This is a genomic window from Dyella caseinilytica (assembly GCF_016865235.1).
Lineage (GTDB): Bacteria > Pseudomonadota > Gammaproteobacteria > Xanthomonadales > Rhodanobacteraceae > Dyella_B > Dyella_B caseinilytica.
The window spans coordinates 4,409,374-4,435,426 of sequence record NZ_CP064030.1 but is presented as its reverse complement, the minus strand read 5'-3'; the positions used below and the strand labels follow the sequence as shown (position 1 = coordinate 4,435,426).

Below are 26,053 nucleotides of genomic sequence, written 5' to 3'. Positions count from 1 at the left end.
GGCTAAAAAGCTACAACGACGGCATTGACGGCTTTCCTATGGCGAAGGCGGTTTCAAAGTCATGAGAATCGTCATGCTCACCAATGCCTACCCTTATCACCCCGGTGAGCAATTCATCGAGGATGAGATCGAGTATTGGGCGAGGAATCCTGCCGCGCACGTAACGGTGTTGCCCGCCGTGGCGAAGGGAGAGCCGCGAGCCGTGCCCGGCACCGTGTCAGTGGATCTATGCATGGCAAATGGTTCGGTGACTGCGCGATTTCTTTCCGCAATGGGCGCTTTGTTTTCCGCGATGTTTTGGCGCGAGCTGGTTTACCTATGGCGATCACGAAAGATAGGGATGTATACGATCGCAAGGGCGCTGTTGCATGCATCCAAGGTCATCGCTCAGGCAAAGAGTCTGCGTCGATACATCGCACGTCAGGGTGAAGTTGATGTGGCCTATTGCTATTGGAACGAAACGCAATCCTACGCTGCTCTGCTGGCTAGGAAGAAAGGAGGTATACGAAAGGTCATTTCGCGTATACACGGCATCGATCTGCATGAGACGCGAAGGCCGCATAGCTACATGCCGCTGAAACGTCAGTTCATTCAAGACTACGATCGGGTGTTCACCACGTCCCGCGCGGCGCAGGCGTATCTAGAAGAGACCTACGGCGCGGCGGCCGAAAGTATCCGGGTTAGCCCGCTTGGCGTCCCGCTGGCTGACACGCTGTCGAAACCAAGTGGCGCCGGCAGTTTGCACGTTGTGTCGGTTTCGTTCTGTCTTCCTGTCAAACGACTGGACCGAATCGTCGAGTCGCTGCGCCTGTTCGCCCTTCGGCACAAGGAGGTCGAGATCCTATGGACGCATATCGGCGGCGGCCCTCTTTTCGGAGAGGTCAGGGATTTCGCGGCTTCACGATTTTCCGGCGTCGACAATATTTCCTTTGAACTCCTGGGTGAGATGGCGAATGACACTGTCAAAAAGTATTACCTCGGGAAGTCCGTCGACCTGTTTATAAACATGAGCGAGTCCGAGGGCGTTCCGGTTTCCATCATGGAGGCGATGAGTGCGGGTGTGCCCGCGATAGCTCCTGATGTCGGCGGCATTTCCAATTTGGTGTCGAGCCAGTGTGGCGCGCTGCTTGGCCAGTGTCCAAGTAGCGAAGACGTTGCTGATGCCATTGACCTAATTGCATTCGGCGAACGGCGAGATGTTTTGCGGACGAATGCCAGGAAGATGGTTGAGGAAAACTTCAGCTCGGATAGAAATTATTCAACTTTTGTTGCAAGCGTCTTGGCAATCGGAGCGAGCTAGGGCGTGGTAACGGGCCGATGTGGCCAAGTTTTTAGTAAATCAAGCACTGGATAAAAAGCGAAGGCCTGAATCGAAAGAAAGATGTAGTCAAGTTCCGAAAGGTGGCGAATTGAACATAAAAACAATCATGGCATTTGCCTTCGGACCTATCGCCACTGCTGGCTTGGGTTTGTTGACGGTGCCCGCCATTGCATGGATTTTTCCGCCGGCGGACGTCGGTCGTCTGAATATGGTTCAGATCTCGGTATCTTTTGGGGTGCTGCTATTCAACCTGGGCCTCGACCGGGCTTATATCAGGGAATACCACGAATGGAATGATCGTGGCGCATTGCTGAAGGCCTGCTTTGTACCTGGCTTCGCATTGCTTTTGCTGGTCATGGTGCTCACGTTTCCGTACGACAGACGCATATCGATATGGCTATTTGGTCAGGGCCACGTCGCTTACTATTGGATACTTGTTGCTTGCGTCATGGCCAGCTTCGTTTCGCGTTTCCTGTCGCTTATTTTGCGCATGCAGGATCGTGGTTTGGCCTTTTCCATGAGCCAGGTTCTTCCAAAAATTATACTTTTGCTGATTTTGGGTGTCCTAGCGTTGCCAGTCTTTTCAAAATCGTTTATGGCGCTCGAAATTGCCTATCTCGTATCGTTGCTGTCGGTTCTCGCTATTTATATGTGGAACACCCGGCGCGATTGGAGTCCGGCGCTAACCACCGCTATTTCTCAAGCGCAGATCCGCGGGCTGCTCAGTTACGGCGTTCCCCTGATATTCGCGGGTGTCGCTTATTGGGGTCTCGACGCGACCAGTAGCGTGGCACTACGTTCATTGTCGACCCTTTCAGAGTTGGCGGTTTACTCAGTCTCGGTGAGTTTCGCCGGCGTGGGTGTCGTCTTCCAAACCATCTTTACCGTGCTTTGGGCACCACTTGTCTACAAATGGGTGGCCCACGGCGTTGACATGAGGCGTGTTGATCACATTGCACAGCAAGCACTGGCCGTGGTGTGCGCGATTTGGATTCTGAGCGGGGTTTTTTCGTGGGTGACCGATTTTGTATTACCGGCCCGCTACCTTCAGGTGAAGTACTTCATGCTGTGTTGCATCGGTCAGCCATTGCTCTACACGCTGTCTGAGGTGACGTGTGTCGGCATTGGCATCACGCGCAAGTCCATGCTTTCGCTGTGGTCAACATTGGCCGCATTGATCGTCAACGTTTCAATCAGCGTGTGGCTGGTGCCGAGTTATGGCGCGGCCGGAGCCGTGGTTGCCAACGCGGTAGCCTTCCTGGCCTTTTTTATAGCTAGAACTGAGGCATCTGCCTACGTATGGCGCCCCTTTCCTCGTGCGCGACTTTACGTGTGTGTCGTCGCCGCGGTGGCTTTGTCCATTGCAACTCTGGTATTGGGCCCCGTTGCTCCCGTGCACTTCAGCTTTGTCTGGCTTGCCATGTTGCCAATTGTTGGATGGCATTTCCGGGCTGAATGGCTAGGTATGTATCGATCGTTGCATTCAGCAGTGAGGTTGGATGATTCGCCGCTGTTGGCTGGAAGGGGGCCCGATGGCCGTTCTTGATAACCGGATTCATTCCGTATCGAAGATGACCGCCAGGAGGTGTTTATAGCCTAGCGTAACAAGACGCACGGAGGCGGCACAAAAACTTCATTTCATTAGCGCATTGGGGGTGCGACGTGCAGGGTGACTGAGGGTAAGGCAATGAAGCGGATCAATTTGTTTGTCTTTGCGACACATCACTTGTCCAACAATGTCGCGGCCCAACGTTTCAAAGGGTTGCTGAAATATCTGGATCCGACGAAGTATCGGGTTTTCGTATTCACGCGGGAGTCCCCATCACGCGTGCAAGTCGCTGACATATCTTCCGGTCTGGACGTTACGGTGTTTCCTCTATCGGGGCACTGCGTGGGCAGCGAGTCTTCTGCGCTGTCATCGCTGCTGATGCTGGCAGCGGCCTTCATTCGCCCGTTGCCCTTCTTATTGTCGAGATATGGACCGACATCACGGGCGTGGCTTGTCTCAGCATTAACTGAAGCAGATCGACTATGCCGAGAAAAAATGGCCGTGGGCGAGCGTTGCGTGGTCATCGGTACGTATTCTCCGGTCGACGCATTGATCGCCGCTGCAAGTTTGGCCAACCGATATGGCATCGGCTGCTTGCAGGACTTCCGGGACGGTCTTGTTTTCGAGCCCTTGGGAAGGCCTGGCTGGCTGCACGGTATCTTGAGAAAACTCATCGAACGACGCGTTCTGGCGGTCAGCAGTCTGATTACGTCGGTGAGTGGTCCGCTGGTCGAGGACTTTCGTCGCCGATACCCGGACAAGACGACGCAGGTCTTGCCCAATGGCTACGATCCTTCGGATTTTGATGGCTTGATGAATGACGCGGATAGCAAAGAACAGGCTGCTGCGATTCTGGATCAGCATGTTCCGGCCAATGCGATGTTGATCGGCCACTTCGGGCGTATTGGCGCCAGTGACGGATCGGCGTCCGTAAGTCTGGCCAGCTTTATCGAAGCGATGAACGAATCCTTTGCGGAGTCGGCAAACATCCACGTGATGTTCGTGGGCGAACTGACGCGATCCGAGCGCACATGGATGGATCGCGCGAAATTCTCTCTAAGCGTGCTGGAGCCGGTCGAGCGAAGACTGGCCCTTCAGCTCATGAAGCGCTGCGATAAATTGTTGTTGCTGACCGGCTCACGCGCCAGTTGCGCCACGGGAAAGCTATTTGAATATCTCGCGGCCGGGGCGGACATACTCTGCATTTCGGGGGTGCGTAACGCGGCTACCGAAATTCTTGCACAAACAGGTTCGGGACAAGCCTTGCTAACCAGCGAGATTGCGGCTGGAGGAGGTGCCCTGCGTGAGGTGCTATTGCCGCGGGTCGATCAGGCCAATCGCGACATCAGGGCATATAGCAAAGTTGAACAGGCCGGCATGCTGGACAACTGGATTTCCGGGATGGTGCTGACGTGAGCCCCGCCAAGGATACGTCACTGGTGCCGCCGATGCCGCCGACCTTCCCGCCGGCAGAATTGCCCAGGGCGAATGCTTATCAATTCACAGTACGGCACATGTTCCTTGGTACGGCATTCGTGCTGCTGCTGTTTGCAGTTGTCGTGCCCAATTCACTGCCAGTGTCGACGGCTGTGGCCATGGGGCTCGCATTTATGTTGGCCTTGCCTGGGATACGGTTCAGTACATCGCTCAGGAATTTGCTGGCTCTATACGCGTGCACCGTCATGGTGACCATCGTCTACGTGATCGTCGGTGGCATGCATGGCGCGCCGTTGGTCGCGATGGCCGAAGTCACGGCGGTCTACATCGTTTCGCCGTTGGTATGGATGATTATTGCAGAGGGCTTACACAGACAGCTTGGTGTAGAGCGGCTTATCGAGTGGTTCTTTTTACTGAGCATTCTGTGCGTTCTGAGCGTGGCGCTATTTTTCTACCTCTTCCTTACACGTGGCGCGGCGGCGGTAGAGTTCTTCTTTCAAGGCGCCAACGTCAATTTGAACGAGGGATTTTCCGGCGCGACCATGCACGTTTATGGGTCGATGATTTTCTTGTGCGGGGGATTTTTCAGTACGCCTGAACTTATCAAGAGCAAGTTCATGAGGTTTGCACTTCTCGTGATGCTTCTCATCTGTGCGCTTACGTCCGGCCGATCTGCATTGATACTTGCTATTCCAATTGGCGGAGTATTGGGATGGGTGCTCGCGTCACGCACCGTTGAACACGTGGGTAAGTCGGCAATGGTTCGTCTTATTCGGTATGGCATGCCGTTGTTGGTTGCGGTTATGGCGGCGCTCTACTTGCTGCAGGCGTACACCCAGATAAGCATTTCATCGGTATTCGACATTGTCTTTGACAAAGTGGCATCAGGCGGTGGCAGTGCGCGTGCTGAAATGTCACGTTCGCTCTACCAGGGTGTTTTCGACAATGGAGGACTGGGTGCGGGTCATGGTGTCGGTGTCCCGTTCATCAGCGATCCTCTCCATCCTTGGCGTTACGAAGTGGTGTGGCTGGCTACTCTCTATCGAGTCGGCATCGTGGGTACGCTGATCTACGTAATGCCGTTTCTGCTCTATACGGTCGGCGTGATTCGTCTGGCACTCGCACGCCTCTTGCCGGCGCGTCATAAGTTCATGTTCTGCGGGTTCGTCTGCGCATTTCTCGCTACCAATACAAATCCCTACATCGAGGCATTTGCCTTGCAGTGGATGTACGTCATTCCGCTGGTGCTTTGGTACATCGAATATCCACTTATCCTAAGACGGGTGTCCCAATGAAGCGTATCAAGGTACTGCTATTTTCCAAGTATTCGAGGCGTGGTCCAAGTTCGCGGCTGCGCAGCTTGCAGTATTTGCCTCTTCTGCGTGAATACGGGATCGACGTACAGGTGCATGCGCTGTTTCCGGATGAGTATCTGGAAGAGCTTTATCGCGGGAGCCCATCGGCCTCCTGGTCGCGCGCGTGGTGGCACGGCATGCAACGAATCATGCAGCTCCTTCGCCGCAGTGAGCACGATCTAGCCTGGATCGAAGGTGAGCTATTTCCCTATTTGCCAAGCTGGATCGAATCGGCACTTGCACGGTCCGTCGTGCCCTATGTGGTTGATTACGATGATGCGCTGTTCCACAAATACGATTTGTCTCACAGTCCATTAGTGAGACGTCTTCTGGGAAGAAAGATCGATCAAGTCATGCGCAGTGCAACATGCGTGATTGCTGGAAATGGATACCTGGCCGCGCGCGCCTTGCAGGCGGGAGCCATGCGGATTGCGATCATTCCGACGGTCGTGGATGAGCAGCGCTATACGGCAGTGAGCCATAAAGCGGATAAACAACCCGTCATTGGTTGGATCGGATCGCCTTCTACCGAACACTATATGCTGGACAACCGTGATGTCCTGGATCGCGTCTGTGCCAAGTATGGTGCTCGCCTATTGCTGATCGGTCCGCACACGGAGGTCGCCAAGCAATTCAGCGGCGTTGTTCCAGAAGTGGTGGCATGGTCCGAGGATAGCGAGGCTGCCATGATCAGCCGGATGGACATCGGCATCATGCCTTTGCGCGACGGCCCATGGGAACGTGGTAAGTGCGGTTACAAAATCATTCAATACATGGCTTGCGGTTTGCCTGTCGTCGCTTCGGCAGTGGGTGCCAACAGTGACATCGTGCGCCATGGAGAAAACGGTTTTCTTGCTGAAGACTCCCCCGCGTGGGAAGAGCGCCTGGGCCAGTTGATTACGGATTGGTCCTTGCGTTTGCGTATGGGGCAGGTAGGCCGCACGTGTGTCGAAAACGAATACAGTCTCAAAGCGCAAGCGCCGCGGCTAGCAGAAGTACTGCGTAACGCGGGACAGGGCTCATGTGCGGCCTAACCGGATTCTGGAAATGGCGCGGCGCAAGCCGTGAAACCTTGCAGGGTCAAGCGGAGGACATGTCGAGACAATTGACGCATCGCGGACCCGACGATAGCGGCCTGTGGTGTGACGAAGCCGCAGGCATCGTGCTGGCACAGCGGCGTCTGTCGATCCTCGATCTTTCGGACGCAGGCCATCAGCCGATGCACTCGTCATGTGGGCGCTATGTCATCGCATTCAATGGCGAGATATACAACCATCTCGATTTGCGCGCACGCCTAGCGGCGGAAAACGCTGCACCGGTATGGCGTGGGCATTCCGATACCGAAACCGTGATCGCGTGCTTTGCCGCCTGGGGCATTGAGAAAACATTGCAGCTGAGCGTCGGCATGTTCGCTTTTGCGACGTGGGATCGGCAGCAACGGACGCTTATCTTGGCGCGCGATCGCATGGGCGAAAAGCCGCTTTACTACGGGTGGTGCGGCGATACTCTACTGTTTGGCTCTGAATTGAAGGCATTGAAGGCACACCCCGCCTTTGGCGCGGATATCGACCGCGACGCGTTGACGTTGTTTTTGCGCCACGATTGCGTTCCCGCGCCGTACACAATTTATCGAGGGATATTCAAGCTGCGTCCCGGACACGTGTTGTGTATTCCAGTCGACGCGACACGAGATGCTCAGCCGACTCCCTACTGGCGCTACAACGACGTCGTCACCAAGGGTTTGAATGAGCCGTTGGACTGTAGCGACGCCGAGGCGGCTGATATCCTTGAGAAGCAGCTCAGAACAAGTGTCGGTGCGCAAATGCTCTCCGATGTACCACTCGGTGCTTTTCTCAGTGGCGGCATCGATAGCAGCACGATCGTTGCCTTGATGCAGACGGTGAGCCGCCGGCCGGTCAGGACGTTCACCATTGGCTTCGAAGAGAATGGTTACGACGAGGCGGTCCATGCCGAAGCGGTGGCAGGGCACCTCGGTACGGAACATACCGAACTGTATGTGCGTCCCGAAGATGCGCTGGCAGTTATTCCTCGGCTGCCTTCGATTTTTTGCGAGCCATTTGGCGACAGCTCCCAGGTCCCCACTTTTCTGATCAGCCAACTGACCCGGCGCGAGGTCGTCGTGGCGCTGAGTGGCGATGGCGGCGATGAGCTGTTCGGCGGCTATAACCGTTATCTGACGGCCCGAGCAACGTGGAAACGCATGCTGCACATGCCGCGGTTTGCAAGGCGCGCTGTTGCCGGGACTCTGCGCACGATATCGCCGGGCGCGTGGGATCGTCTTGTGGAACGGGCAGGGCCTCTGCTACCTAAAAAATGGCGTTTGGCCACGCCAGGTGATAAGGCGCACAAGTTGGCGGAAGTATTGTTGCAGCCGAATGGCCAGTCGTTTTTTCTCAACGTTGCCAGCCAGTGGAAAGACCCGGCAAGCATGGTGATTGGCGCGCGCGAACCATCGACGCTGTTAACCGATGAGGGGGCGTGGCCGCATACCGGCAATCTGTCGCAATGGATGATGGCGATGGATGCGCAAAGCTACCTGCCTGATGACATTCTGGTGAAAGTCGATCGCGCAGCGATGGCCAATAGTCTGGAGACGCGCGTGCCGATGCTCGACCATCGATTGGTGGAACTGGCATGGCGCTTGCCGTTGCATCAGAAGATTCGCCACGGGCAAGGGAAATGGCTATTGCGACAGGTGCTGTATAGGCATGTACCAAAGGAATTGGTCGAACGTCCCAAGATGGGCTTCGCCGTTCCATTGGATAGCTGGCTGCGTGGTCCCCTGCGCGACTGGGCGGAAGCTTTGCTTGGTGAAAATCGCCTCCGGCAGGAAGGTTACTTTGATCCGGTACTGATCCGGCAGAAATGGGAAGAACACTTGAGCGGCCGGCGTAACTGGCAGCATGCGTTGTGGACGGTATTGATGTTCCAGGCGTGGCTGGAAGTCAATCGAGGACTGTCGCCATGACGGTTCGCTTCGGGTATCGCCTGATTCATGTCATCTCGCGCTGGCCACCAGGAATCGGAGGGGTTCTATGAAAGCCGTTCTATTCGCCAACACCGACTGGTACCTCTACAACTTCCGGCGTTCACTCGCATTGTCCTTGCGTCGAGCCGGGTATGACGTACTACTGATTTCCCCAGAAGGATCGTATGGCAGCAAACTACGCGACATGGGTTTGCGTTGGGAGCCGCTGCCGATGCAACGGCGGAGCCTCAATCTACTTCGTGAGTTGGCGCTGCTGTGGTATCTGGTCAGATTGCTGCGGCGTGAGCGTCCAACTATCGTGCATGGCTTCACCATCAAGTGCGCTGTGTACGGGTCGCTGGCGGCACGGATAGCCGGTATTCCAGCGCGAGTGAACGCTGTAGCGGGAATGGGCTATGTGTTTACAAGTACGCAGTGGAAAGCACGACTCTTGCGGCCCATCGTAAGCGGCTTGCTGCGATTGGCTCTTGGCGGAAAGGGCGCGCGGCTCATTCTGCAGAACGCCGACGATGTGGAACTCTTCAAGCGCGCGGGACTGGTTGATCCACGGCATATCCGCTTGATTCGTGGTTCAGGTGTGGATTGCGAAAAGTTTGCGCGCGTGTCGGCCAAAACACTTGATGGCGAACGCCCGCGAGTGCTGCTGGCATGCCGCCTGCTCTGGGACAAAGGTGTCGATGAATATGTCACGGCCGCGCGACGGTTGCGAAAACATGGTCGCGCCATCGACGCGCTGCTCGCCGGAACCTCGGATCCGGGTAATCCAGCGGCTATTCCCGAATCGACGGTGCAACGTTGGGTCGAAGAGGGGGCGATCACCTGGTTGGGGCATGTCGATGACATGACCAGTCTGCTCGCATCGGTTCATGTTGTTGTGTTACCCAGCTATCGCGAAGGACTTCCTAGGTCTCTGGTCGAGGCAGCCGCCTGTGGCCTTCCATTGATTACGACAGATGTGCCGGGATGCCGCGAAGTGGTCAGTGATGGTATGGATGGATTGCTCATCCCGGTAAAAGATAGCGATGCACTGGCCAGCGCTATCCAGAGACTTCAGAACGATCCCTTGCTCGCCCACAGGCTTGGCCATGCGGCGCGCATCAAAGCGCGCACGCAGTTCGATGAACGTATCGTCATTCAGCGCACCATGGATGTCTATGCAGAACTGTGTCACCCGCTGAAGCAATCGGCTACGAATACCCAGGCTAGACGCTTATCGCATTAGGCCTTCGTGACGGCATCGCGACACAGATCATATGCAGCTCACGAGACGAACTTGAGGTTAATTTCCAGATCCTTCTGGCGAGATCACCAAGGCCACGGCATAGGTTGCCAAGGTCTTCTGTAATCGGAGGAACCACCATGCCAACTTCGGCGAACATGGTCAATGTGTTGAACTTTCTTCCCGAATCCGAGCACGCGGGCATTCGCGCGGGCACAAGTGCTTATGACTGCACCGGCGGCATCCAGGCGGCGATCGACAGCGGCGGCAAGGTGTTTGTCCCTGCCGGGGTTTATTACGTCAGGCAGCTGAGACTTAAGTCCGACATGGAGTTATATGGTGAAGGGGCCACCAGCGAATTGAGGGCTTATGACAATTCGCTGGCCTGCGAATTCATGCTCGTCACGTATGTACGGGACGAGGGCACTCCCAATGTCGCGGACAATATGCGCAATGTCTATGTGCATGACCTGAAACTCAACGGACGGGTGAATGAGTTCGGTTACATGCAATATTTCTATCTTTTTGCCGTCAATGCGACCTCGGATCTTACGGTTGAGCGTATGGTCTTTTATGGCTTCCGGGGTGATGGGATGTATGTTGGTTCGGGGACGTTAAAGAGCACGGAGCGCCACAATCAGCGCGTTACTGTGCGCGATTGCTTGTTCGATGGAGCAGTCAAGGACAATCGAAACGGCCTATCCATTATCGACTGTGACAAGCTGACGGTCTCCGGCTGCACCTTCACAAATATCGGAAACAGCAAATTGTCCCATTCCGTTGGTGCCATCGACTTCGAGCCGGATCATAACTGGAGTATTTATCGCGATGTCGTCATCTCGCATTGCAAGTTCATCGATATCGATACCGTCAACACGGCCGGCATCACATTTTTCAATGGGCATCAGACCGGCGACAATATTCACAACTGGATTGTTTCCGACTGCCAATTCACGAACTGCTATTGGAGTATCTACGCCGCGACCAAACCCAAGACCGTTGACGATGCGCCAGACAATCTCAAGGTATTGAACTGCCAATTTCTCAATTCCGTGCGTTTCGACATAAACCTCGGAGGATTGAGCCACACGCAGATAAGCGCGTGCACGTTCCAGCGGTCCCCGCCGGGATCTGGACCCGGCGGGGATGCCATACGACTGGGCGCCTATACCTGGAAAACCAACAAAAATGCCATCAAAACAATCATCACGGGCAATACATTTACAGGCATACGTCCGCAGATGGGGGCTATAGGCATCTATGGCGCGATAGGCTTGGTGTGCGCTGGCAACACCTTCATTGATATCTATGGACCTTGCATCAGCTTCGCCGTTGATGAGTCCGCCGAAGGTGGAAGGTCGATCGACAACATCATCATCTCGGGGAACAAGGCCGGCAGGGCGCAGGAGGTGCCATTGGGCCGCACCGCTCCCACCTCATTTCTGGGGACCAGCAATCAGTTGCGAGTGGTCAAGGGAGCATTGACGCTCGGTGCTTCCTACAATTACAACAACGACATCCAAGGCGGCATAGTGGATGTCGAAGATGCCGCGAATATCCAGTTTCTTGCAGACAAGTAGCCACGTGACTGCGTGCCGCGACGCCGTCCGGACCGTCGGTGGCACGCTCCGATCCCCTCCCTCTCCTAAGGGGATTTCGAAATCAGGTCTGAATCTGCTTGCGCGCGAGTCGCGGTGGAACAGGGCGCATCCTTTGGCGGCTCGCTTCTTGTCGTGCCCGTGCCTGCATGACCGTCGCCATGTAGACCATCATCATGAAGAAGAATGCCATGAGGTTCAGGCCGGCTGACTTCGCCGCGTGGCTGATGAGCGCGCCCATGAGCGCGAAGCCCACAGCGAGCGCGATCAGCACTAGCAGGGTTGTACGAGGCCCAAGGCCGGCATCCATAAGAATGTGATGGACGTGCCCCCGATCCGGTTTGAAGGGCGATTTACCCTGGCGAACGCGTCGGAGCATCACGGCAAACGTATCGAAGATCGGCAACGCCACACACCACAGTACATCCACTGGCGACAGATGTGTCTGGGATGTCTGGCTCATGCGCACCAGTGCCCATGCCAGCAGGTAGCCTATAAGCATGCTCCCTGCGTCCCCTAGAAAAATCTTTCGCCCCATCAAGCCAAGGTTGGTCATCAGGTAAGGCAGCGAAGCAGTCGCCAGCAGAGCCAGCAGCAAAACCATCTCCTGCAGTGCGGGCGGATCGGCAAACATGACGATGGCTGCGATGCTTACCAGTTCCAGGCTGCCGGCGAGGCCGTCGATGCCGTCCATCAAGTTGAACGCGTTCATCAGGCCGATGATGGCGACCACTGTCAGCGGTGCCCCAACCCAGCCGAGCTTCACTTCATAGCCGAAGATGTGTCCAAGCGTGCGAATGTAAACGCCGGTGCAGGCAATGACCGTCAAAATGGCAAGAGCCTGAATCAGCAGTCGATGTCGCACACTGAGGTCAAAGCGATCGTCCAATGCGCCAAGCAGGGTCAAAAGCATGGCGGTGTCGATCAGAACTTTCACGAACCAATGGAATTGGCCGTACGCGGCTGCGCCTACGGTTATTCCCATGAAGATGGCGAGGCCGCCCACCAGCGGGACATCGCCGTTGTGTTGCTTGCGCTGATCTGGATGATCCATGAGGCCTAGCAAGAGGGCGTATCGGCGTAGCATGAAAATGGCTATCGCTGAGGTAAATGCGCCAACCAGGCAATCAAAAATGACACGTGGCTCTAACATGGCACTTCTTTCCCATCGCGCTCTGAAGGTCCCCCACGGCCTGCGCGAATTCGTTGGTAAGTGGTGCAGACATCGAGCGATGAAATACACGATGGTCTGCGTCTATGAATCCACGATCGATGAGATCGCTTCTTTCTCCCACACAAAAATTTTTGGCCAACAACAAGTCGTTATCTATCGATAAGAAAACAGGTCGTGCACTAACCACCAACTTTGGAACCTATCACCTTTGGATATCAAATCGTGTGTCTAGGGATTCGTGCATTCAGTGCGTGACCATCTAGTTGGTGATCGAGTCAACGCGGTGTTAAAAAACACTCAGCATGGCAATTTTCTGAACGATCATAGAAAACTCACTCCGTAACGAGATTGAAGGAAGTCAGTGGGTTTCATTGACTGAATAGTTGGTGTAGGCCGCAGTGCTAAGCAGGGTGGCCGACGGCAACAATTGGCTCAAGACGCGATTCCAGCGCGTGATGCCTGCGGGACCGACAAAGACGACATCGCCAGCCTTTATCCTGAATTGGTCACCCAGCGCGAACGCTGAAGGTGAACGAGCATCGAGCTGAAAGACCTTTGCCGGAGCATTATCCAGATCGTTCGCGCCGCGAATGACATAAACCTGCTTACCGCTTGCCGTGAGCGGATTGAGACCGCCGACACGGCCCAATGCCTGTGTTAGCGAGAGCTTGTCAGTAGTCCCGAAGTTGACCGCCATGGGGCGCACGACCTCTCCCATCACGTACACCTCCCTGGTGTCGTTGTAGGGAAGAAACAGGCGATCTCCTGGCTTTAGGTAAATATCCCGCGCGATGCTCTTGGCATCGTTGAGCGCGGCTAGATCCAGGTGGTAATCGTGTCCGTCGCGGCTCAAGATCAAGTCGGTGAGATTGGCTTGATTGTTATTGATGTAGGCGGTGCCAAGTGCTTCCCAAAGGGTCAGAGGGACCGCTGTGATCGACTGCGGGTCCGTTTTTATGAACGCTCCCTGGATTAGCACGTGTTGGCTGTTATAGCCGACGACGTTGACATCCACCTGAGGGTCTTTCACGAATGTGGCGAGCTTTTCGGTGATGGACTGCCGCAGTTGTTCTATGGTCATTCCGGCGACTTGGACTGCGCCGATGTAGGGATAGAACAGCGTGCCGTCCGATCGCACCATGCGGCCATTGGCCACGGTTTGTTGCTGTACACCGGCTGGTGACGTCAGCTCTGGATGATCCCAGACCGTGATGTAAAGCGTGTCGCCGGCGCCAATGCGATAGGGTTCGGGCTTATATGTCAGTAGCGCGTCAGGTATCGCTGCGCTGAGGGTTGTGGGGCTGTTCGTCGAGAGTAGTTGGGGCGTGATCGTTATCAGCTGAATCTGACTGTTATCCGTAGGAGTGCCGCGAACCAGTCCTTTGTCTGACATGTATTGCCCTGGCGACCATACACAGCTTTGAAGAAGAAGCGAAGAGCTAAAAACGATCAACAAGGATGAGAATTTCACCATCAGCGGGATCCTTTTTGAGAAGGCGTACCACGAGGGTCGCAATTCACCAGCAGCTAGTGAACGGCCATCGAGTTCAGCTTTGTGAACTGAACCACCAAAGCAGTGATCAGCAACATGTGCTCGAATCCCTTCGCAGTGACTCAACCGCGAGCAGTAACAGTGGGTGTGTGTAAGCGGCATATCGAAAGGGTGTTCATTGATGCCATAGGTGGCGTGAACACAACATTACGCAATGTCGAGAAATCGAATCACGTCGGCACATAATTTGCGACGACGTTAAGACGTCTTCTCATACGTGAACGTCAAGGAAATGAGATGAGATGAACGATTGTGATTTGTGTCCATCGAAATGCGAGTCGTGCTTTCATTGAAAGGTGACATTCGTAGGGAGCGTTCAACCGAACAAATCGATGTGTGCGCAAAAACGTTCACGACCTTGATGAACGAGGAGGCCATGCTGAAGATGTAGAAGGCACGCGTGGCTCCTTTCTTTTGATACAGAGAGTTCATTGTCGACCGGCACCCCTGCGCTGCCGACGTTAAAAGCATCACGGTCAATGCGCCTCTTTCATGCTTCTGGTGGATAAATCGCCGGAGGGTGACGGCTGCTGCCAAAAAATGGCGGTTTAGCAATGAAGTGTTTATTTCAGCGCCTATGAGCACTGCTTGCCTGGCGGAAAGGAAACGCCGCGAGCGTTGCGCAAGGGAACATCCGCGATCGTTCTCCCATCGTGAATCAGTGGGACGAGGGCATCGATGCGGCAACCCATTTCTCTGAACTGAAGTGAATGGGCAAGAGTCGACAGCCACATTTGGATAGAGACCGCCAACATGAAAATACTGGTTACAGGTACGGCAGGCTTCATTGGATCCCATGTCGCCACCAAGCTGCTTGATCGTGGTGACGATGTCATAGGCATTGACAATCTCAACGACTATTACGATGTGAACTTGAAGAAGGCGCGCTTGGCGCGCCTGTCCGAACGATCCAATTACACCCACGTCCACGCGGATCTGGCCGATCGGGAAGCGATAGAGGAGGCTTTTTCAAAACATAAGCCGCAGCGCGTCGTGAATCTCGCCGCACAAGCCGGTGTCCGATACGCAGCGAAGAATCCGCATATCTACGTGAGCAGCAATGTCACGGGATTCCTGCACATCCTGGAAGGTTGCCGTCACCATGAAGTGGAGCATCTGGTATTTGCATCCACCAGCTCGGTATACGGCGCCAACACCGCCATGCCTTTCTCCGAGCATGAATCCACCGAACATCCGCTGACCCTTTACGCTGCCAGCAAGAAGGCCAATGAGCAGATGGCGCATAGCTACGCACATCTTTATGGCATTCCGTGCACGGGTCTACGCTTTTTTACCGTGTATGGGCCATGGGGCCGGCCGGATATGGCGCTATTCCTGTTCACCAAGGCGATGCTGGCTGGGGAGCCGATCAAGGTATTCAATCACGGCAAACACAAGCGTAGCTTCACCTACGTGGACGATATTGCCGAAGGCGTCGTGCGCACGTTGGATGTGGTGCCAAGCAAATCGGAAGCATGGAGCGGTGATGCACCGGATCCAGCAAGCAGTGGAGTTGCGCCTTATCACATCTACAACATTGGCAACGAAGAGCCTGTTGAGTTGCTGCATTACATTGAAGTGCTGGAGCAGTGCCTGGGCCGAAAAGCGAAGATGCAGATGCTGCCGATGCAGGCGGGCGATGTGCCGGATACCGAGGCGGATGTATCAGAGCTGGTCGAGGCTGTTGGCTATCGACCCCAAGTATCGGTGGAAACCGGCGTCGCCAATTTCGTGGACTGGTATCGCGAGTACTACGGATGAAAGTCTCGCATGCCGTTTGAAGCTGAACGCCATGTGCGAGCAGCTTTGGCAATATCAGGGCGTAAAGCATTCGGGCAGGCCCAGAGTGCTCACTATTGTTAAGTACTTTTCGGAGAGATTGCCTGCCGCAGTACATGCTGCAGTGCATCTCAACGTGATCTGAAAGATGCGGTTTTCCGATCTATATAAATCATTTACTTACAAGCCAAAGTGTATGTCTTGTTAGCTATCCAGGCGCATCTTCCGAATAAATCATCAGGTAATGAATGCTCGTCACTAGACGTCTATCGCTTGGTCTGATCCTTTCCCTCATCAACCCTTCAGATTCCTGTACTAAGAATCTGATCAGTTCGCTCGATGCATCGTGCCTTGAGGGTAGACGAGAAAGGTGGCCGCGGGGGCCGCTGTTCGCCTCGATGATGCGTCGGTACCCGATGCTTCAGGACAGCTAAGTCCTGATTGACGAGGTGTGACTGATATATGCCGGGCATATTCACTATCTCGCTGGATCTCGAGCTGTACTGGGGCGTGCGTGACAGCCGGAGTTTTGGCGAATACACCGCCAATCTGTCCGGCGAACACGAGGCCATCCATGGGATCCTCGATCTGTTTGAGGCGCACGACATCCATGCCACTTGGGCCACGCTCGGTTTTCTGTTCTTCAAAGACATCGCCGAATTACGTCAGCATCTGCCTGGCGTGCTACCTGACTACCATCGCCAGAAGCTTTCCTCTTATCGCTACATTGACGAGCGCGCATGGGGTGACGATGACGTTTTCCACTTCGCGCCGGACACGATCGAGATGATTCGCAACCGCCCCGGCCAGGAAATCGGCACACACACTTTTTCGCACTACTATTGCCTGGAGGAAGGGCAGACCATCGAGTCGTTCCGTGCAGACCTGCAGGCCGCGGTGGACGTTGCGAGCGCCAAAGGCATTCCGACCATCAGTCTGGTGTTTCCGCGCAATCAAGGAAACCCGGACTATCTTCCTGTACTCAACGAACTGGGCATCACCTGCTACCGGGGCAACGAAAGCGCGTCTTTCTATAAGCCGAGGAACAAGCAGGAACAAAGCTCACTCGTGCGCGCTTTGCGACTGTTGGACGCCTACATCAACCTCAGCGGCTACAACACCTACAGCCTGGAAGAATGTGTGCGAAGCCGGCCCTTCAACATTCCAGCAAGCCGGTTCCTGCGCCCGTATTCGCGATCACTCGCACCGCTGGAAAGTCTGAGGCTGAGTCGTATCAAGCGTGCCATGCGCGATGCGGCGGCCGGCAATCGGCTGTTCCACTTATGGTGGCACCCGCACAACTTCGGCGCCGATGTAAAGCGCAATCTGGCATTTCTCCAAAAGATTCTGGCCTACTACGACCAGCTTAAGAAGCGCTACGGCATGCAGGCGTGCAACATGGGTGAAGTCGCGGCCATGCTGGAACGCACGCATGCCGGCTAAAGTGCGGATTGTGATGCTTGCCGTCGACTGTCTATCCACACGGGCGATGTATCACAGCCTTCGAGAGGAATTCGACATCGTTGAAGTTGTTCTTGAGCGAAAAACGTCGGTGCTCAAAATGCTGCGTCATCGCGCACGCAAGCTTGGCCTGACCCAGACGCTGGGGCAATTCGCGTTCATTCTCTACAGCCGGTTACTTGGTCGCGCCTCTCGTGCGCGTATGGAACAGCTGCTGTCTCAGCATGGCCTGTCGGACGAACCGATTTCCACGCAGATAGTCAACCATGTTGCCAGCACCAACGAGCGCAGTGTGGCGAAACGTCTGCGAAAGCTTGCGCCTCAGGCGGTAGTAGTGAACGGCACGCGTATCCTGTCGAAGAAACTGCTGACTTCGGTGGATGCGCCTTTCATCAACATGCATATGGGTGTCACGCCTGCCTATCGCGGTGTGCACGGCGGCTATTGGGCGCTGGCCAGTGATGACCGCATGCGTTGCGGTGTCACCGTTCATCTGGTGGATGCGGGGGTCGACACGGGCGGCATCCTTTATCAGGCACTGATAGCGCCCGAAGCCGAAGACAATTTCACCACCTATCCGGTCCTGCAACTGGTGCAGGGGCTGCCATTGATGAGCGCTGCATTGCGCGATGTCGCCGCTGGTCGCCTCGTTCCTCGCGTCAGCGAAGGACCGTCGCGACAGTGGTATCACCCCACGTTGTTTGGATATTGGCAGGCGCGACAGCAACGTGGCGTCAAATGACGACGCGTTTCAATGGATCGTAAGGGGAATTAGCCTCGGCGCCGAAGCGTCAGCCTGGGGTAACCACCTAGGCAACATAACGGGTCCCACATTACAGGAATGCCATCATGAAAAATCTCATCAAACGAATTCCCGTCATCGGCCCCGTTGCTCGCAGCGTATACCGGCGATGGCTTAATCCTCCCAGGCCTTTCCAGGATTCAGAGGATTATTGGATCGCGCGATATCGCGAAGGCGGCAACTCCGGCGCAGGTTCGTATAACCGTCTCGCTGAATTCAAGGCAGAAGTGTTGAACGACTTCGTCGCCAGCCATGATATTCGCGACGTGATCGAGTTCGGATGCGGTGATGGTAACCAATTGACGCTGGCTAGATATCCGTCTTATCTCGGCCTCGATGTAAGTCCGCATGCGATCGAAGGCTGCGCCCGCCGCTTCGCCAGTGATGCGAGCAAGTCGTTCCTGCTGGTGCACGACTATTCAGGGCAGACGGCCCAGCTCGCGTTATCGCTGGATGTGATCTATCACCTGACGGAAGACGAGGTCTACGAAACGTACATGCGGACCTTGTTTGGCGCGGCGCGGGATTATGTCGTGATCTACTCGTCCGATAAAGACGAGTCGCAGGCGCAGCCCGCGCATGTGCGCCACCGCCAGTTCAGTCGATGGGTGCGTGCGAATGCGCCTGGTTGGCGACTGTTCCAACATATACCCAATCGTTATCCCTACACCGGAGACAACGATACGGGCTCACTCGCCGATTTCTATATCTATGGCAAAGGGAGTTTGATTTGATCGGATTTCATATGTTGGTTCTGCAATAACCGCCATAGTGGCATTGAGACAGGTCGAGGTACTCAACAACGCCCTCGCACATGCGTGCCGGGGAATTCAGTAAGCCGGTCCCCAGTATTTGGCAAAATTTCAATGACTGGTATATCGCCGGCGTCAACCAATGTGCGCGCCTCGGCGGGAACCTGCTCTTGAGTGACGCCCTTGCGAGCATGTCGAGATGCAGTCACAAACGGGGATAGATGTACGGAACGCTCGTCTTTCCATGGTTTGCTATGCCTTCCTCTCGTCCTTTCTGATAGCTGTCGTCTTAGCTCCTGAGAAAGAGCAGTGCTCTAGTCGAAAATCGAGGGGAACGTCGAGGCTGATGGTCAACATGGCACAGTACCGTGGTTGCCGGACAATGCGCCCCTATCTGAGCACTGCATACGATCAGCTATGACCACGTCCCACGTCGATCCAAAGCTCGTTTTCGCCTGGCAAGCAGCGCACTCCATTGCTCGGGGCGCTCCGCTTCCTGTTCCCGATCGCGGAGGCGTCCGAGTGGATACCCACTCGGAAAAAGAAGTGAAACGATGGGTATTTGCACAGCTATGTGATGGATTGCGCGCCATCGCGCATGACATCACGGCTCCGCGGCATTACTTGAAGCTGTGCGGCTCTGACGAGGAGTTGCGAAGTGTGCTGCCAGCTCGCTGGGAGGTTCAGCCGACGAACTATTTCATGAAGGCGGCCGTGGCAACCTTCGATGCAAAGCCTCTGGCGAATGGGTACAGGATGGAGTTTCATCAAACCGGACCTGTCAGCCGAGCTTGCATCATCGCTCCGGACGGCAATCTGGCCGCGAGCGGAAGCGCGGCAGAAACGGAAGATGTCTTCATGTATGACCGAATCGAAACAGCGCAGGATCACAGGCGGAAAGGACTGGGTGTCGCGGTGATGGGCGCTCTTGGCGCAGCGAGAAAATCCCTTGTCAGTCCGCAGCTTCTCGTCGCGACTGAGGACGGCCGCAACCTCTATGAGAACCTTGGTTGGACGGTGCTAGCACCATTCGCTGCTGCAGCCATTCCGGAAAGTTGAACCTATAAGCTGGCTGATCTTGCAGTCGGGTCACGCTCACTTCCTGTGGAAGCAATGGGGTTGCTGGGCACCGCCAAGTTGTATTTTACGCCAAAAGCCTGCTATTCCTCCCGCACCAAGTCCGACATGTCCGCTACCGACCCGCGGCAGATATATCGCATCGACGCTCGTCTGGCGGCAAATAGAGGAGAGTAACGATGAACAAGAACACGATTTGCCTGTGGTACAACCATGATGCTGAAGAGGCCGCGCGCTTTTACGCTCAAACGTTTCCCGACAGCGCGGTCGGTGAAGTGAGCAGGGCGCCATCCGATTTTCCAGGTGGTAAAGCGGGCGTCGTTTTGACCGTCAAGTTCACGGTGTGCGGCGTGCCATGCCTCGGCCTCAACGGAGGGGACGCGTTCAAACATAACGAGGCGTTCTCCTTTCAAATCGCCACCGACGACCAGGCTGAGACCGACCGTTACTGGAACGCAATCGTCGGCAACGGAGGTATGGAGAGCGCATGCGGTTGGTGCAAGGACAGGTGGGGTATTTCCTGGCAGATCACGCCACGCGTTCTCAGCGAGGCGATGGCGAGTGGCGGCGATGTCGCGAAGCGTGCGTTCAAGGCGATGATGGAGATGCGGAAAATAGATGTCGCGAAGATCGAGGCGGCCGTGCGCGGTAGCGCATGAGCCACGGATGCTTCACGTAACCAGGCGCACAAAGCCATGTGAGGCCCGCGCAGGGGCCTTGCGTCTCAATCGCCGGAAAAATTCGCGGGACAATGTCGATTCCAGAAAACCCCGTTCGTCGTTCCAGTGCGGGGCTCGTAGGCCCCTGGAACCTCGAAGACGAACGAGTGCCACTGGGAGAAGCCATGATCAACACGACCTCGCTATCAGAGTACCTCGTCATCTCCCGCGGGCAGTGGGATCAAGACAGATCGCCCGAGGACATACAGAAGGCGATTGACGACTTCTACATCTGGCACGACCGGCTCGTCAGCGAAGGGGTGATGAAATCGGGACAGAGGCTCGCGCGAGACGCAAAAATTGTCTCAAGGAGTGGCGTGATTGACGGTCCCTTTGCCGAAGGCAAGGAGGTCGTGGGTGGCTATTGGTTCTTCTTGGCTCACAGCCTGGCCGAAGCCGCTGCACTTGCCGCGCAGAATCCTTGCCTGGCCTGCGGTTTGATATACGAGGTTCGACCCATTGAAGAGGAGCGGGCCAGCGCATTCAAGTTGAGCAATGAAACCCCTGTGAGTTTCGGCAATAGAAAATGATTTACAACGAAAGTCATCGCGCAGCCACTGTGGCCCAAGTCGGGCTGAGCCCCTCACTTCGAACGTCCACCACCCTATGTTTTAGCGAATCGCCAACAAAGCTAGGCCTTGAAGAACCAGCGGGGAGTGGGTTATTCACAAACACCGCGACGACCGGTCATTCGCGCACGAGCATGTCGCTTATCGAAAAATGCCGGACGCTTAACATCGACTTCGTTGAATGGCGACGCGGCGCATGGCAGGTCGACGTCGGCTAAAGCACATCAGCTTTACCGTCAATACCAATCCGCGTCCCCTGACAGATGACGGCACTGCTTGTATGCGATGGTGCTGTTGTCGGGCGTGCCCATCGGCCTTTGTGAGCACGACACGCCCGACATGAGTGAAGTAGCGCGGATCGCCTGGGCGGCAACCCAAACGATCCGCTGGCCACAACCAACTAAGCGAGAGTTGACCATGGTTACGCTCGATCATACGGCACACACGCACACGCGTGTCCCCGCCAAGCCGATTTTCATACTGCTTCACCGCCGCTCATACTGGACGGCGTCGGGCCACACTGGGCAAACGTAAAAACGGAATCAGTTAGTTCCGCCAACACGTGCAGGGTTTTTCCTGCAGCCCATCACGCCACGCGCAATACGTGGCGTGACCTACGGTAATGGAGTACGCCCATGAATAAACTTCCTCACGACTTGCTCAATGTCGAGGGTTACGTGTTGTCTCAAGATCAATACGATGATCTATGTACGACCCGCGACAAACTGCTGCTCATGGCGCAGTTCGCCGGCACCGCCACATCTAACGGCGATCACGACACGATACTTTTCATTCGCCGTAGCTTGATCGGACGGCTCTTCGGTGATTTGAGCTTTGAGATCGGTGAAGTGCTGGAGGCCGTCGCTAAGGCCACGACCAGCATAGATCATGCGCAGGCGCATTGATCCAGTGAGGAGGAATGGTCAAATAATTCTCATAAAGAGTATTGCGGCCTTTTTTTGCAGTTAAAACAATAGTTTAACTCATGGAAAGGAAAGGAATTCGATCAACAAAAAATGCCAAATTGAGATCTACACATAAATTTCACTTTTCGTTTTTTAGCCTACGATTTCATCAAGCGTTAACCAAATTAATCACGTTCCTTTGAGCATTGGGCGCCCTTTGAGGCCAGCCTATCGCCTGTAAGGAGTGTGGCTTGCGGCGGCAAGGCAGGGCCGCGTTTGGTTATGGGGAAAGCGGCGACTGGCGCGGCGATTTGCTTGGGCCAGTGAGCACCACAAGGACGTGTGAATGTTTCGAAAGGAAGTCATCGAAGCTCAGCGTAAGGCGTGGCTTGAAGATGTACGTATCGATCCGCCCAGAACGGGATGGTTCTACGCCTGCCTGGGCTTGATCACCATTGCCGCTTTGATCGCGCTTTTATTTTTTGCGCAATTCCAACGCCGTCAGAAGGCAAGTGGATTTCTCGTCCCGAATACGGGACTTATAAACATCGTTCCTTCCTCACCCGGCATCGTAACTAAAGTCCTTGTTTCGCAGGGGGATGAGGTCACTTCGGGTCAGCCGTTGATTGAGATATCGGGTGCCTCCATAAGTGCAGACCAGGGCGATACGCAAGAAAAAATCAACGAGCAGCTTCAAATAAAAAAAAGAAGGCTGGAAGAAGACTCAAAAGAGCAAGCCGAATTTAGCGCGCTCCGAAAGGAGAATCTGGAAAACAAGGCGGCATCTCTGCGCGAACAAATAGCGCAGGCTAAGAAGCAGGCTAAGCTACAGATGGAGCGGTATCAAAGCGCCAACGCCACTTATGAGCAGTGGTTGAAAGTCGAGAACTCAGGGTTGATCAGCCGTGTTCAGGTATCCCAACAGCACGAGTCTGCGCTGCAGGATATGGCCGAGTACGAGCAACTGAATTCGTTGGTATTGCAGCTGCAACAACAACTTGATGATTCTGAGGTGCAGATAAGTCAAGAACCTTTGTCACTCGACGTAAAACGTAACGATCTAACCAGAGAGCTCGCCGAAGTAGATCAAGAAATTGCGCAGAATGCGGCGCAAAAAGAGATAGTTCTTCGTTCTACCACTTCAGGAACTGTAGCTAACCTTCTGGCGCATACTGGGCAAACAGTTTCCTCCAACCAATTACTTCTTACGCTCCTCCCCTCCGGGGCTTTTCTCAGGGCGGAGCTTTGGGTGCCCACTTCGAGTGTCGGCCTTCTGCACTCAGACGAGTCGGTTCTGCTCCGCTACCGGGCTTTCCCCTATGAAAAATTTGGAGCCCATCATGGGCGCGTGCTGAGTGTGTCAAAAAGCGCCGTGTCACCCGAAGACTTGAACAAGATCACCGGCGGCGAATTTTCATCGCCGAGCTATCTCATTGAAGTGGCTTTAGATAAGCAATACGTCAACGCTTATGGACAGGATGAGCACCTGAGAGCTGGCATGGCCGTGGATGCCGATATCCTCTTGGGAAGTCGTCGACTCATTGATTGGATTCTGGATCCGATCTACGGGTTCGATCACAGAGTGCAAGAGGCGTTCTCGAAAACGAGGGAGCCGCTTCATGCGTAATGTGTTCTCCTGGACGAAAGATGAAAGTGTTTCTCTCGTCATGCAGACAGAGTCCACGGAATGTGCTTTGGCCTGTTTGGCCATGATCGCCAACTACTTTGGATACCAGTCCGATCTCTCAGGCCTTCGAAGAAGATTCAACGTGTCCCTCAAGGGCGTAAATCTTCGGCGCATGGTTGATATAGCTTCGAGTCTAGGATTGGAGACTCGAGCCAGGCGCGCGGATATAGATTACTTACGGATTTGCAAAAAACCGTGCATCTTGCATTGGGACCTGAATCACTTTGTAGTTCTTGGCCGAGTGACTCAGAAGTACTATGAGATCCTTGACCCGGCCCGGGGAAGGGTGGTGATGAGTCCGAGCGAAGTGAGTAAACACTTCACGGGCGTGTTGGTGGAGTTCTCAAAAGGGGTTGACTTCATTGAAAAGTCCCCTGAAAAGAAAGTCCCCATTTCAGCACTAACAGGACGAATAAGAGGATTGAGAGGGGTTGCTGCCCAAATCATTGGCATTGCATTCGCCATCGAAATATTGGGTTTGGCTCTTCCCTTGCAGCTCCAATGGGTCATGGATCAAGTTCTAGTTTCCAACGACCTGGGCTTGCTTACGGCCATCGCTGTGGGCTATCTGATCGTTACCATGCTTATGAGCGGGCTCGGTATTGTGCGAGCGTGGTTATTAAGTTGGATGGGAGCGACGGTCAGCAGTCAATGGATAACTAATTTATTTAGTCATCTTGTTCGACTTCCCATGGACTTCTTCGAGAAGCGTCACATGGGTGATGTCATGTCGCGATTTAACTCGGTTCAGGTCATTCAAACGACGTTGACAAGCAGCTTTGTTGAGGCGCTGTTAGATGGTTTGATGGGCGGCTGTGCTTTGGCCTTGCTGCTTCTCTACAGCAAAGTCATGACTCTTGTTGTTGTTTTTTGCTTGTTACTTTACATGGTCATTCGCGTGGTGATGTACAAGAAGCTATGGCAGGTAAGCGAAGAGCAACTCGTTTACACATCAAGGCAGCAATCCGAACTGATGGAATCCATTCGCGGCATGCAGGCCATAAAGCTCGGCAATGGCTATGCCTCACGGAAAGATCGTCTAGGAAGGGCTAACGATGAGTCTGCCAAGCGTACGATGCTTTCTCAGCGCATAACTCTTTCGTTCAGCGTAATAAGTCAATCCATCATTAATATTCAGCGGGTTTTTCTTATAACTTTAGGAGCCTATTTGGTCATAAATGGAGCTCTGTCGGCCGGCATGCTCGTTGCGTATTTAGCGTTAGCCGACCAATTTTCAACAAAACTCGGTTCATTCGTCGATAAAGTGGTGGACTTCAAAGTTCTTGGTCTTCATTTAAAGAGAATTGCAGATATCGCGCTCACGCCACCGGAATCCAATGCACTCGGCTCTTATGTTGGCCCGGCATTGAATCCTTCCATTCGATTCGAAAATGTCAGCTTCAGATATGCCGAAGGCGAGCCTTGGGTATTGAGAAGGCTTAACTTTTCCATCGACTACGGAGAAAGTGTTGCCATAACCGGCCCAAGTGGCCATGGGAAATCAACACTAGTGAAGCTATTGGTGGGGCTGCTTGAGCCGACTGAGGGGGCCATAACGATAGGTGGCATCGATATTCGTCGCTATGGGTTAGAGAGGTATCGACAAATAGTTGGTGCAGTGATGCAAGATGATCATCTCTTCGCGGGGAACATTGCTGACAACGTATCCCTTTATGACGTTTCGTCCGAGCTTACTTCGATCGTGGCGGCCTGCCAGATGGCCGGCATACATGAAGAAATACTTTCCATGCCCATGGGGTATGAAACGCTGGTTGGAGATATGGGATCTTCCTTGTCAGGAGGACAAAAGCAACGATTGATTCTCGCGCGGGCACTTTATAGAAAGCCCAGCATTCTTGTCCTTGATGAAGCGACTAGTCATCTAGACGCTCAACGTGAAAGGGCTATTAACGAGGCTGTGGCGGGAATCAAAGTGACCCGTGTCATCGTTGCCCATCGTCAAGAAACGATAGCGAGCGCCGATCGTTCTGTTGATATCTCAAGCCTCCAAAGCTTTGCAGAAGAGTCAGAATCACCTGCCGCGAAGAAAGTCGTCATTTGCGCATAATCCACACGTTGCTGGTTTG

The 26,053-nt window shown here is 54.5% G+C and carries 20 protein-coding genes; 18 read left to right on the top strand and 2 right to left on the bottom strand.

Going from position 1 to position 26,053, the window contains the following annotated elements; all coding sequences use genetic code 11:
* Positions 1-73: 73 nt before the first annotated feature.
* The 8 genes from ISN74_RS19540 (at position 74) to ISN74_RS19505 (ending at position 11,471) form a co-directional block, all read left to right on the top strand.
* Positions 74-1,300: a glycosyltransferase gene (locus ISN74_RS19540; protein WP_229678869.1), complete on the top strand. Its 1,227-nt coding sequence runs from the start codon at positions 74-76 to the stop codon at positions 1,298-1,300.
* Positions 1,301-1,427: 127 nt separating this feature from the next.
* Complete coding sequence (locus ISN74_RS19535; protein ID WP_188799392.1) at positions 1,428-2,867, top strand: lipopolysaccharide biosynthesis protein; 1,440 nt, start codon at positions 1,428-1,430, stop codon at positions 2,865-2,867.
* A gap of 141 nt (positions 2,868-3,008) precedes the next feature.
* A complete protein-coding gene (locus ISN74_RS19530; protein ID WP_188795580.1) occupies positions 3,009-4,286 on the top strand; it encodes a glycosyltransferase family protein in 1,278 nt (425 codons plus the stop codon).
* Complete coding sequence (locus ISN74_RS19525) at positions 4,283-5,602, top strand: hypothetical protein (protein WP_229678865.1); 1,320 nt, start codon at positions 4,283-4,285, stop codon at positions 5,600-5,602. The genes ISN74_RS19530 and ISN74_RS19525 overlap by 4 nt, the downstream gene beginning before the upstream one ends.
* A complete protein-coding gene (locus ISN74_RS19520; RefSeq protein ID WP_188795578.1) occupies positions 5,599-6,696 on the top strand; it encodes a glycosyltransferase family 4 protein in 1,098 nt (365 codons plus the stop codon). The genes ISN74_RS19525 and ISN74_RS19520 overlap by 4 nt, the downstream gene beginning before the upstream one ends.
* On the top strand, positions 6,684-8,651 hold the full coding sequence (gene asnB / locus ISN74_RS19515; protein WP_188795576.1) for an asparagine synthase (glutamine-hydrolyzing): 1,968 nt from the start codon (positions 6,684-6,686) through the stop codon (positions 8,649-8,651). Before ISN74_RS19520 ends, asnB begins: the two co-directional genes overlap by 13 nt.
* 67 nt (positions 8,652-8,718) lie before the next feature.
* A complete protein-coding gene (locus ISN74_RS19510; protein ID WP_188795574.1) occupies positions 8,719-9,894 on the top strand; it encodes a glycosyltransferase family 4 protein in 1,176 nt (391 codons plus the stop codon).
* A gap of 137 nt (positions 9,895-10,031) precedes the next feature.
* Positions 10,032-11,471, top strand: coding sequence for a glycoside hydrolase family protein (locus ISN74_RS19505; RefSeq protein ID WP_229678863.1), 1,440 nt, complete (start codon positions 10,032-10,034; stop codon positions 11,469-11,471).
* Positions 11,472-11,553: 82 nt separating this feature from the next.
* Here the strand turns inward: ISN74_RS19505 and ISN74_RS19500 are convergent, their stop codons facing one another.
* Both ISN74_RS19500 and ISN74_RS19495 read right to left on the bottom strand, forming a co-directional pair.
* On the bottom strand, positions 11,554-12,543 hold the full coding sequence (locus ISN74_RS19500; protein WP_229678861.1) for an MraY family glycosyltransferase: 990 nt from the start codon (positions 12,541-12,543) through the stop codon (positions 11,554-11,556).
* Positions 12,544-13,021: 478 nt separating this feature from the next.
* Entirely contained in the window at positions 13,022-14,137 is a 1,116-nt protein-coding gene (locus tag ISN74_RS19495) for a polysaccharide biosynthesis/export family protein (protein ID WP_308420730.1), read from the bottom strand.
* 831 nt (positions 14,138-14,968) lie between these two features.
* Between ISN74_RS19495 and ISN74_RS19490 the strand changes: the two genes are divergently transcribed.
* The 10 genes from ISN74_RS19490 to ISN74_RS19445 all read left to right on the top strand — a co-directional run bounded on the left by ISN74_RS19490 (position 14,969) and on the right by ISN74_RS19445 (position 26,034).
* Entirely contained in the window at positions 14,969-15,976 is a 1,008-nt protein-coding gene (locus ISN74_RS19490; protein WP_188795570.1) for an NAD-dependent epimerase, read from the top strand.
* A 480-nt stretch (positions 15,977-16,456) separates the two neighbouring features.
* Positions 16,457-17,437 (top strand): polysaccharide deacetylase family protein, encoded by a 981-nt coding sequence (locus ISN74_RS19485; RefSeq protein ID WP_188795568.1) that lies wholly within the window; start codon positions 16,457-16,459, stop codon positions 17,435-17,437.
* On the top strand, positions 17,427-18,197 hold the full coding sequence (locus ISN74_RS19480) for a formyl transferase (protein ID WP_188795566.1): 771 nt from the start codon (positions 17,427-17,429) through the stop codon (positions 18,195-18,197). Before ISN74_RS19485 ends, ISN74_RS19480 begins: the two co-directional genes overlap by 11 nt.
* Positions 18,198-18,304: 107 nt before the next feature.
* A complete protein-coding gene (locus tag ISN74_RS19475) occupies positions 18,305-18,991 on the top strand; it encodes a class I SAM-dependent methyltransferase (RefSeq protein WP_203546657.1) in 687 nt (228 codons plus the stop codon).
* 540 nt (positions 18,992-19,531) lie between these two features.
* Positions 19,532-20,068, top strand: coding sequence for a GNAT family N-acetyltransferase (locus ISN74_RS19470; protein ID WP_188795564.1), 537 nt, complete (start codon positions 19,532-19,534; stop codon positions 20,066-20,068).
* Between the two features lie 197 nt (positions 20,069-20,265).
* Complete coding sequence (locus tag ISN74_RS19465; RefSeq protein ID WP_188795562.1) at positions 20,266-20,745, top strand: VOC family protein; 480 nt, start codon at positions 20,266-20,268, stop codon at positions 20,743-20,745.
* A 185-nt stretch (positions 20,746-20,930) separates the two neighbouring features.
* Positions 20,931-21,335 carry a YciI family protein gene (locus ISN74_RS19460; protein WP_188795560.1) on the top strand — a complete coding sequence of 135 codons (405 nt, stop codon included), beginning with the start codon at positions 20,931-20,933 and terminating at the stop codon, positions 21,333-21,335.
* A 674-nt stretch (positions 21,336-22,009) separates the two neighbouring features.
* A complete protein-coding gene (locus ISN74_RS19455; protein ID WP_188795559.1) occupies positions 22,010-22,279 on the top strand; it encodes an XAC0095 family protein in 270 nt (89 codons plus the stop codon).
* Positions 22,280-22,625: 346 nt separating this feature from the next.
* Positions 22,626-23,906, top strand: coding sequence for a beta-barrel domain-containing protein (locus ISN74_RS19450; protein ID WP_188795557.1), 1,281 nt, complete (start codon positions 22,626-22,628; stop codon positions 23,904-23,906).
* The gene (locus ISN74_RS19445; protein WP_188795555.1) at positions 23,899-26,034 is read left to right on the top strand and encodes a peptidase domain-containing ABC transporter; all 2,136 of its coding nucleotides are present in this window, start codon (positions 23,899-23,901) and stop codon (positions 26,032-26,034) included. Before ISN74_RS19450 ends, ISN74_RS19445 begins: the two co-directional genes overlap by 8 nt.
* The last annotated feature ends 19 nt before the right edge of the window (positions 26,035-26,053 follow it).

Excerpts from the sequence above, each read along its gene's own strand:
- ISN74_RS19540 (WP_229678869.1), top strand. The coding sequence starts at position 74 with ATGCTCACCAATGCCTACCCTTATCACCCCGGTGAGCAATTCATCGAG.
- ISN74_RS19535 (WP_188799392.1), top strand. The coding sequence starts at position 1,428 with ATGGCATTTGCCTTCGGACCTATCGCCACTGCTGGCTTGGGTTTGTTG.
- ISN74_RS19530 (WP_188795580.1), top strand. The coding sequence starts at position 3,009 with ATGAAGCGGATCAATTTGTTTGTCTTTGCGACACATCACTTGTCCAAC.
- ISN74_RS19520 (WP_188795578.1), top strand. The coding sequence starts at position 5,599 with ATGAAGCGTATCAAGGTACTGCTATTTTCCAAGTATTCGAGGCGTGGT.
- asnB (WP_188795576.1), top strand. The coding sequence starts at position 6,684 with ATGTGCGGCCTAACCGGATTCTGGAAATGGCGCGGCGCAAGCCGTGAA.
- ISN74_RS19510 (WP_188795574.1), top strand. The coding sequence starts at position 8,719 with ATGAAAGCCGTTCTATTCGCCAACACCGACTGGTACCTCTACAACTTC.
- ISN74_RS19505 (WP_229678863.1), top strand. The coding sequence starts at position 10,032 with ATGCCAACTTCGGCGAACATGGTCAATGTGTTGAACTTTCTTCCCGAA.
- ISN74_RS19500 (WP_229678861.1), bottom strand. The coding sequence starts at position 12,543 with ATGGATCATCCAGATCAGCGCAAGCAACACAACGGCGATGTCCCGCTG.
- ISN74_RS19495 (WP_308420730.1), bottom strand. The coding sequence starts at position 14,137 with ATGGTGAAATTCTCATCCTTGTTGATCGTTTTTAGCTCTTCGCTTCTT.
- ISN74_RS19490 (WP_188795570.1), top strand. The coding sequence starts at position 14,969 with ATGAAAATACTGGTTACAGGTACGGCAGGCTTCATTGGATCCCATGTC.
- ISN74_RS19485 (WP_188795568.1), top strand. The coding sequence starts at position 16,457 with ATGCCGGGCATATTCACTATCTCGCTGGATCTCGAGCTGTACTGGGGC.
- ISN74_RS19480 (WP_188795566.1), top strand. The coding sequence starts at position 17,427 with ATGCCGGCTAAAGTGCGGATTGTGATGCTTGCCGTCGACTGTCTATCC.
- ISN74_RS19475 (WP_203546657.1), top strand. The coding sequence starts at position 18,305 with ATGAAAAATCTCATCAAACGAATTCCCGTCATCGGCCCCGTTGCTCGC.
- ISN74_RS19465 (WP_188795562.1), top strand. The coding sequence starts at position 20,266 with ATGAACAAGAACACGATTTGCCTGTGGTACAACCATGATGCTGAAGAG.
- ISN74_RS19460 (WP_188795560.1), top strand. The coding sequence starts at position 20,931 with ATGATCAACACGACCTCGCTATCAGAGTACCTCGTCATCTCCCGCGGG.
- ISN74_RS19455 (WP_188795559.1), top strand. The coding sequence starts at position 22,010 with ATGAATAAACTTCCTCACGACTTGCTCAATGTCGAGGGTTACGTGTTG.
- ISN74_RS19450 (WP_188795557.1), top strand. The coding sequence starts at position 22,626 with ATGTTTCGAAAGGAAGTCATCGAAGCTCAGCGTAAGGCGTGGCTTGAA.
- ISN74_RS19445 (WP_188795555.1), top strand. The coding sequence starts at position 23,899 with ATGCGTAATGTGTTCTCCTGGACGAAAGATGAAAGTGTTTCTCTCGTC.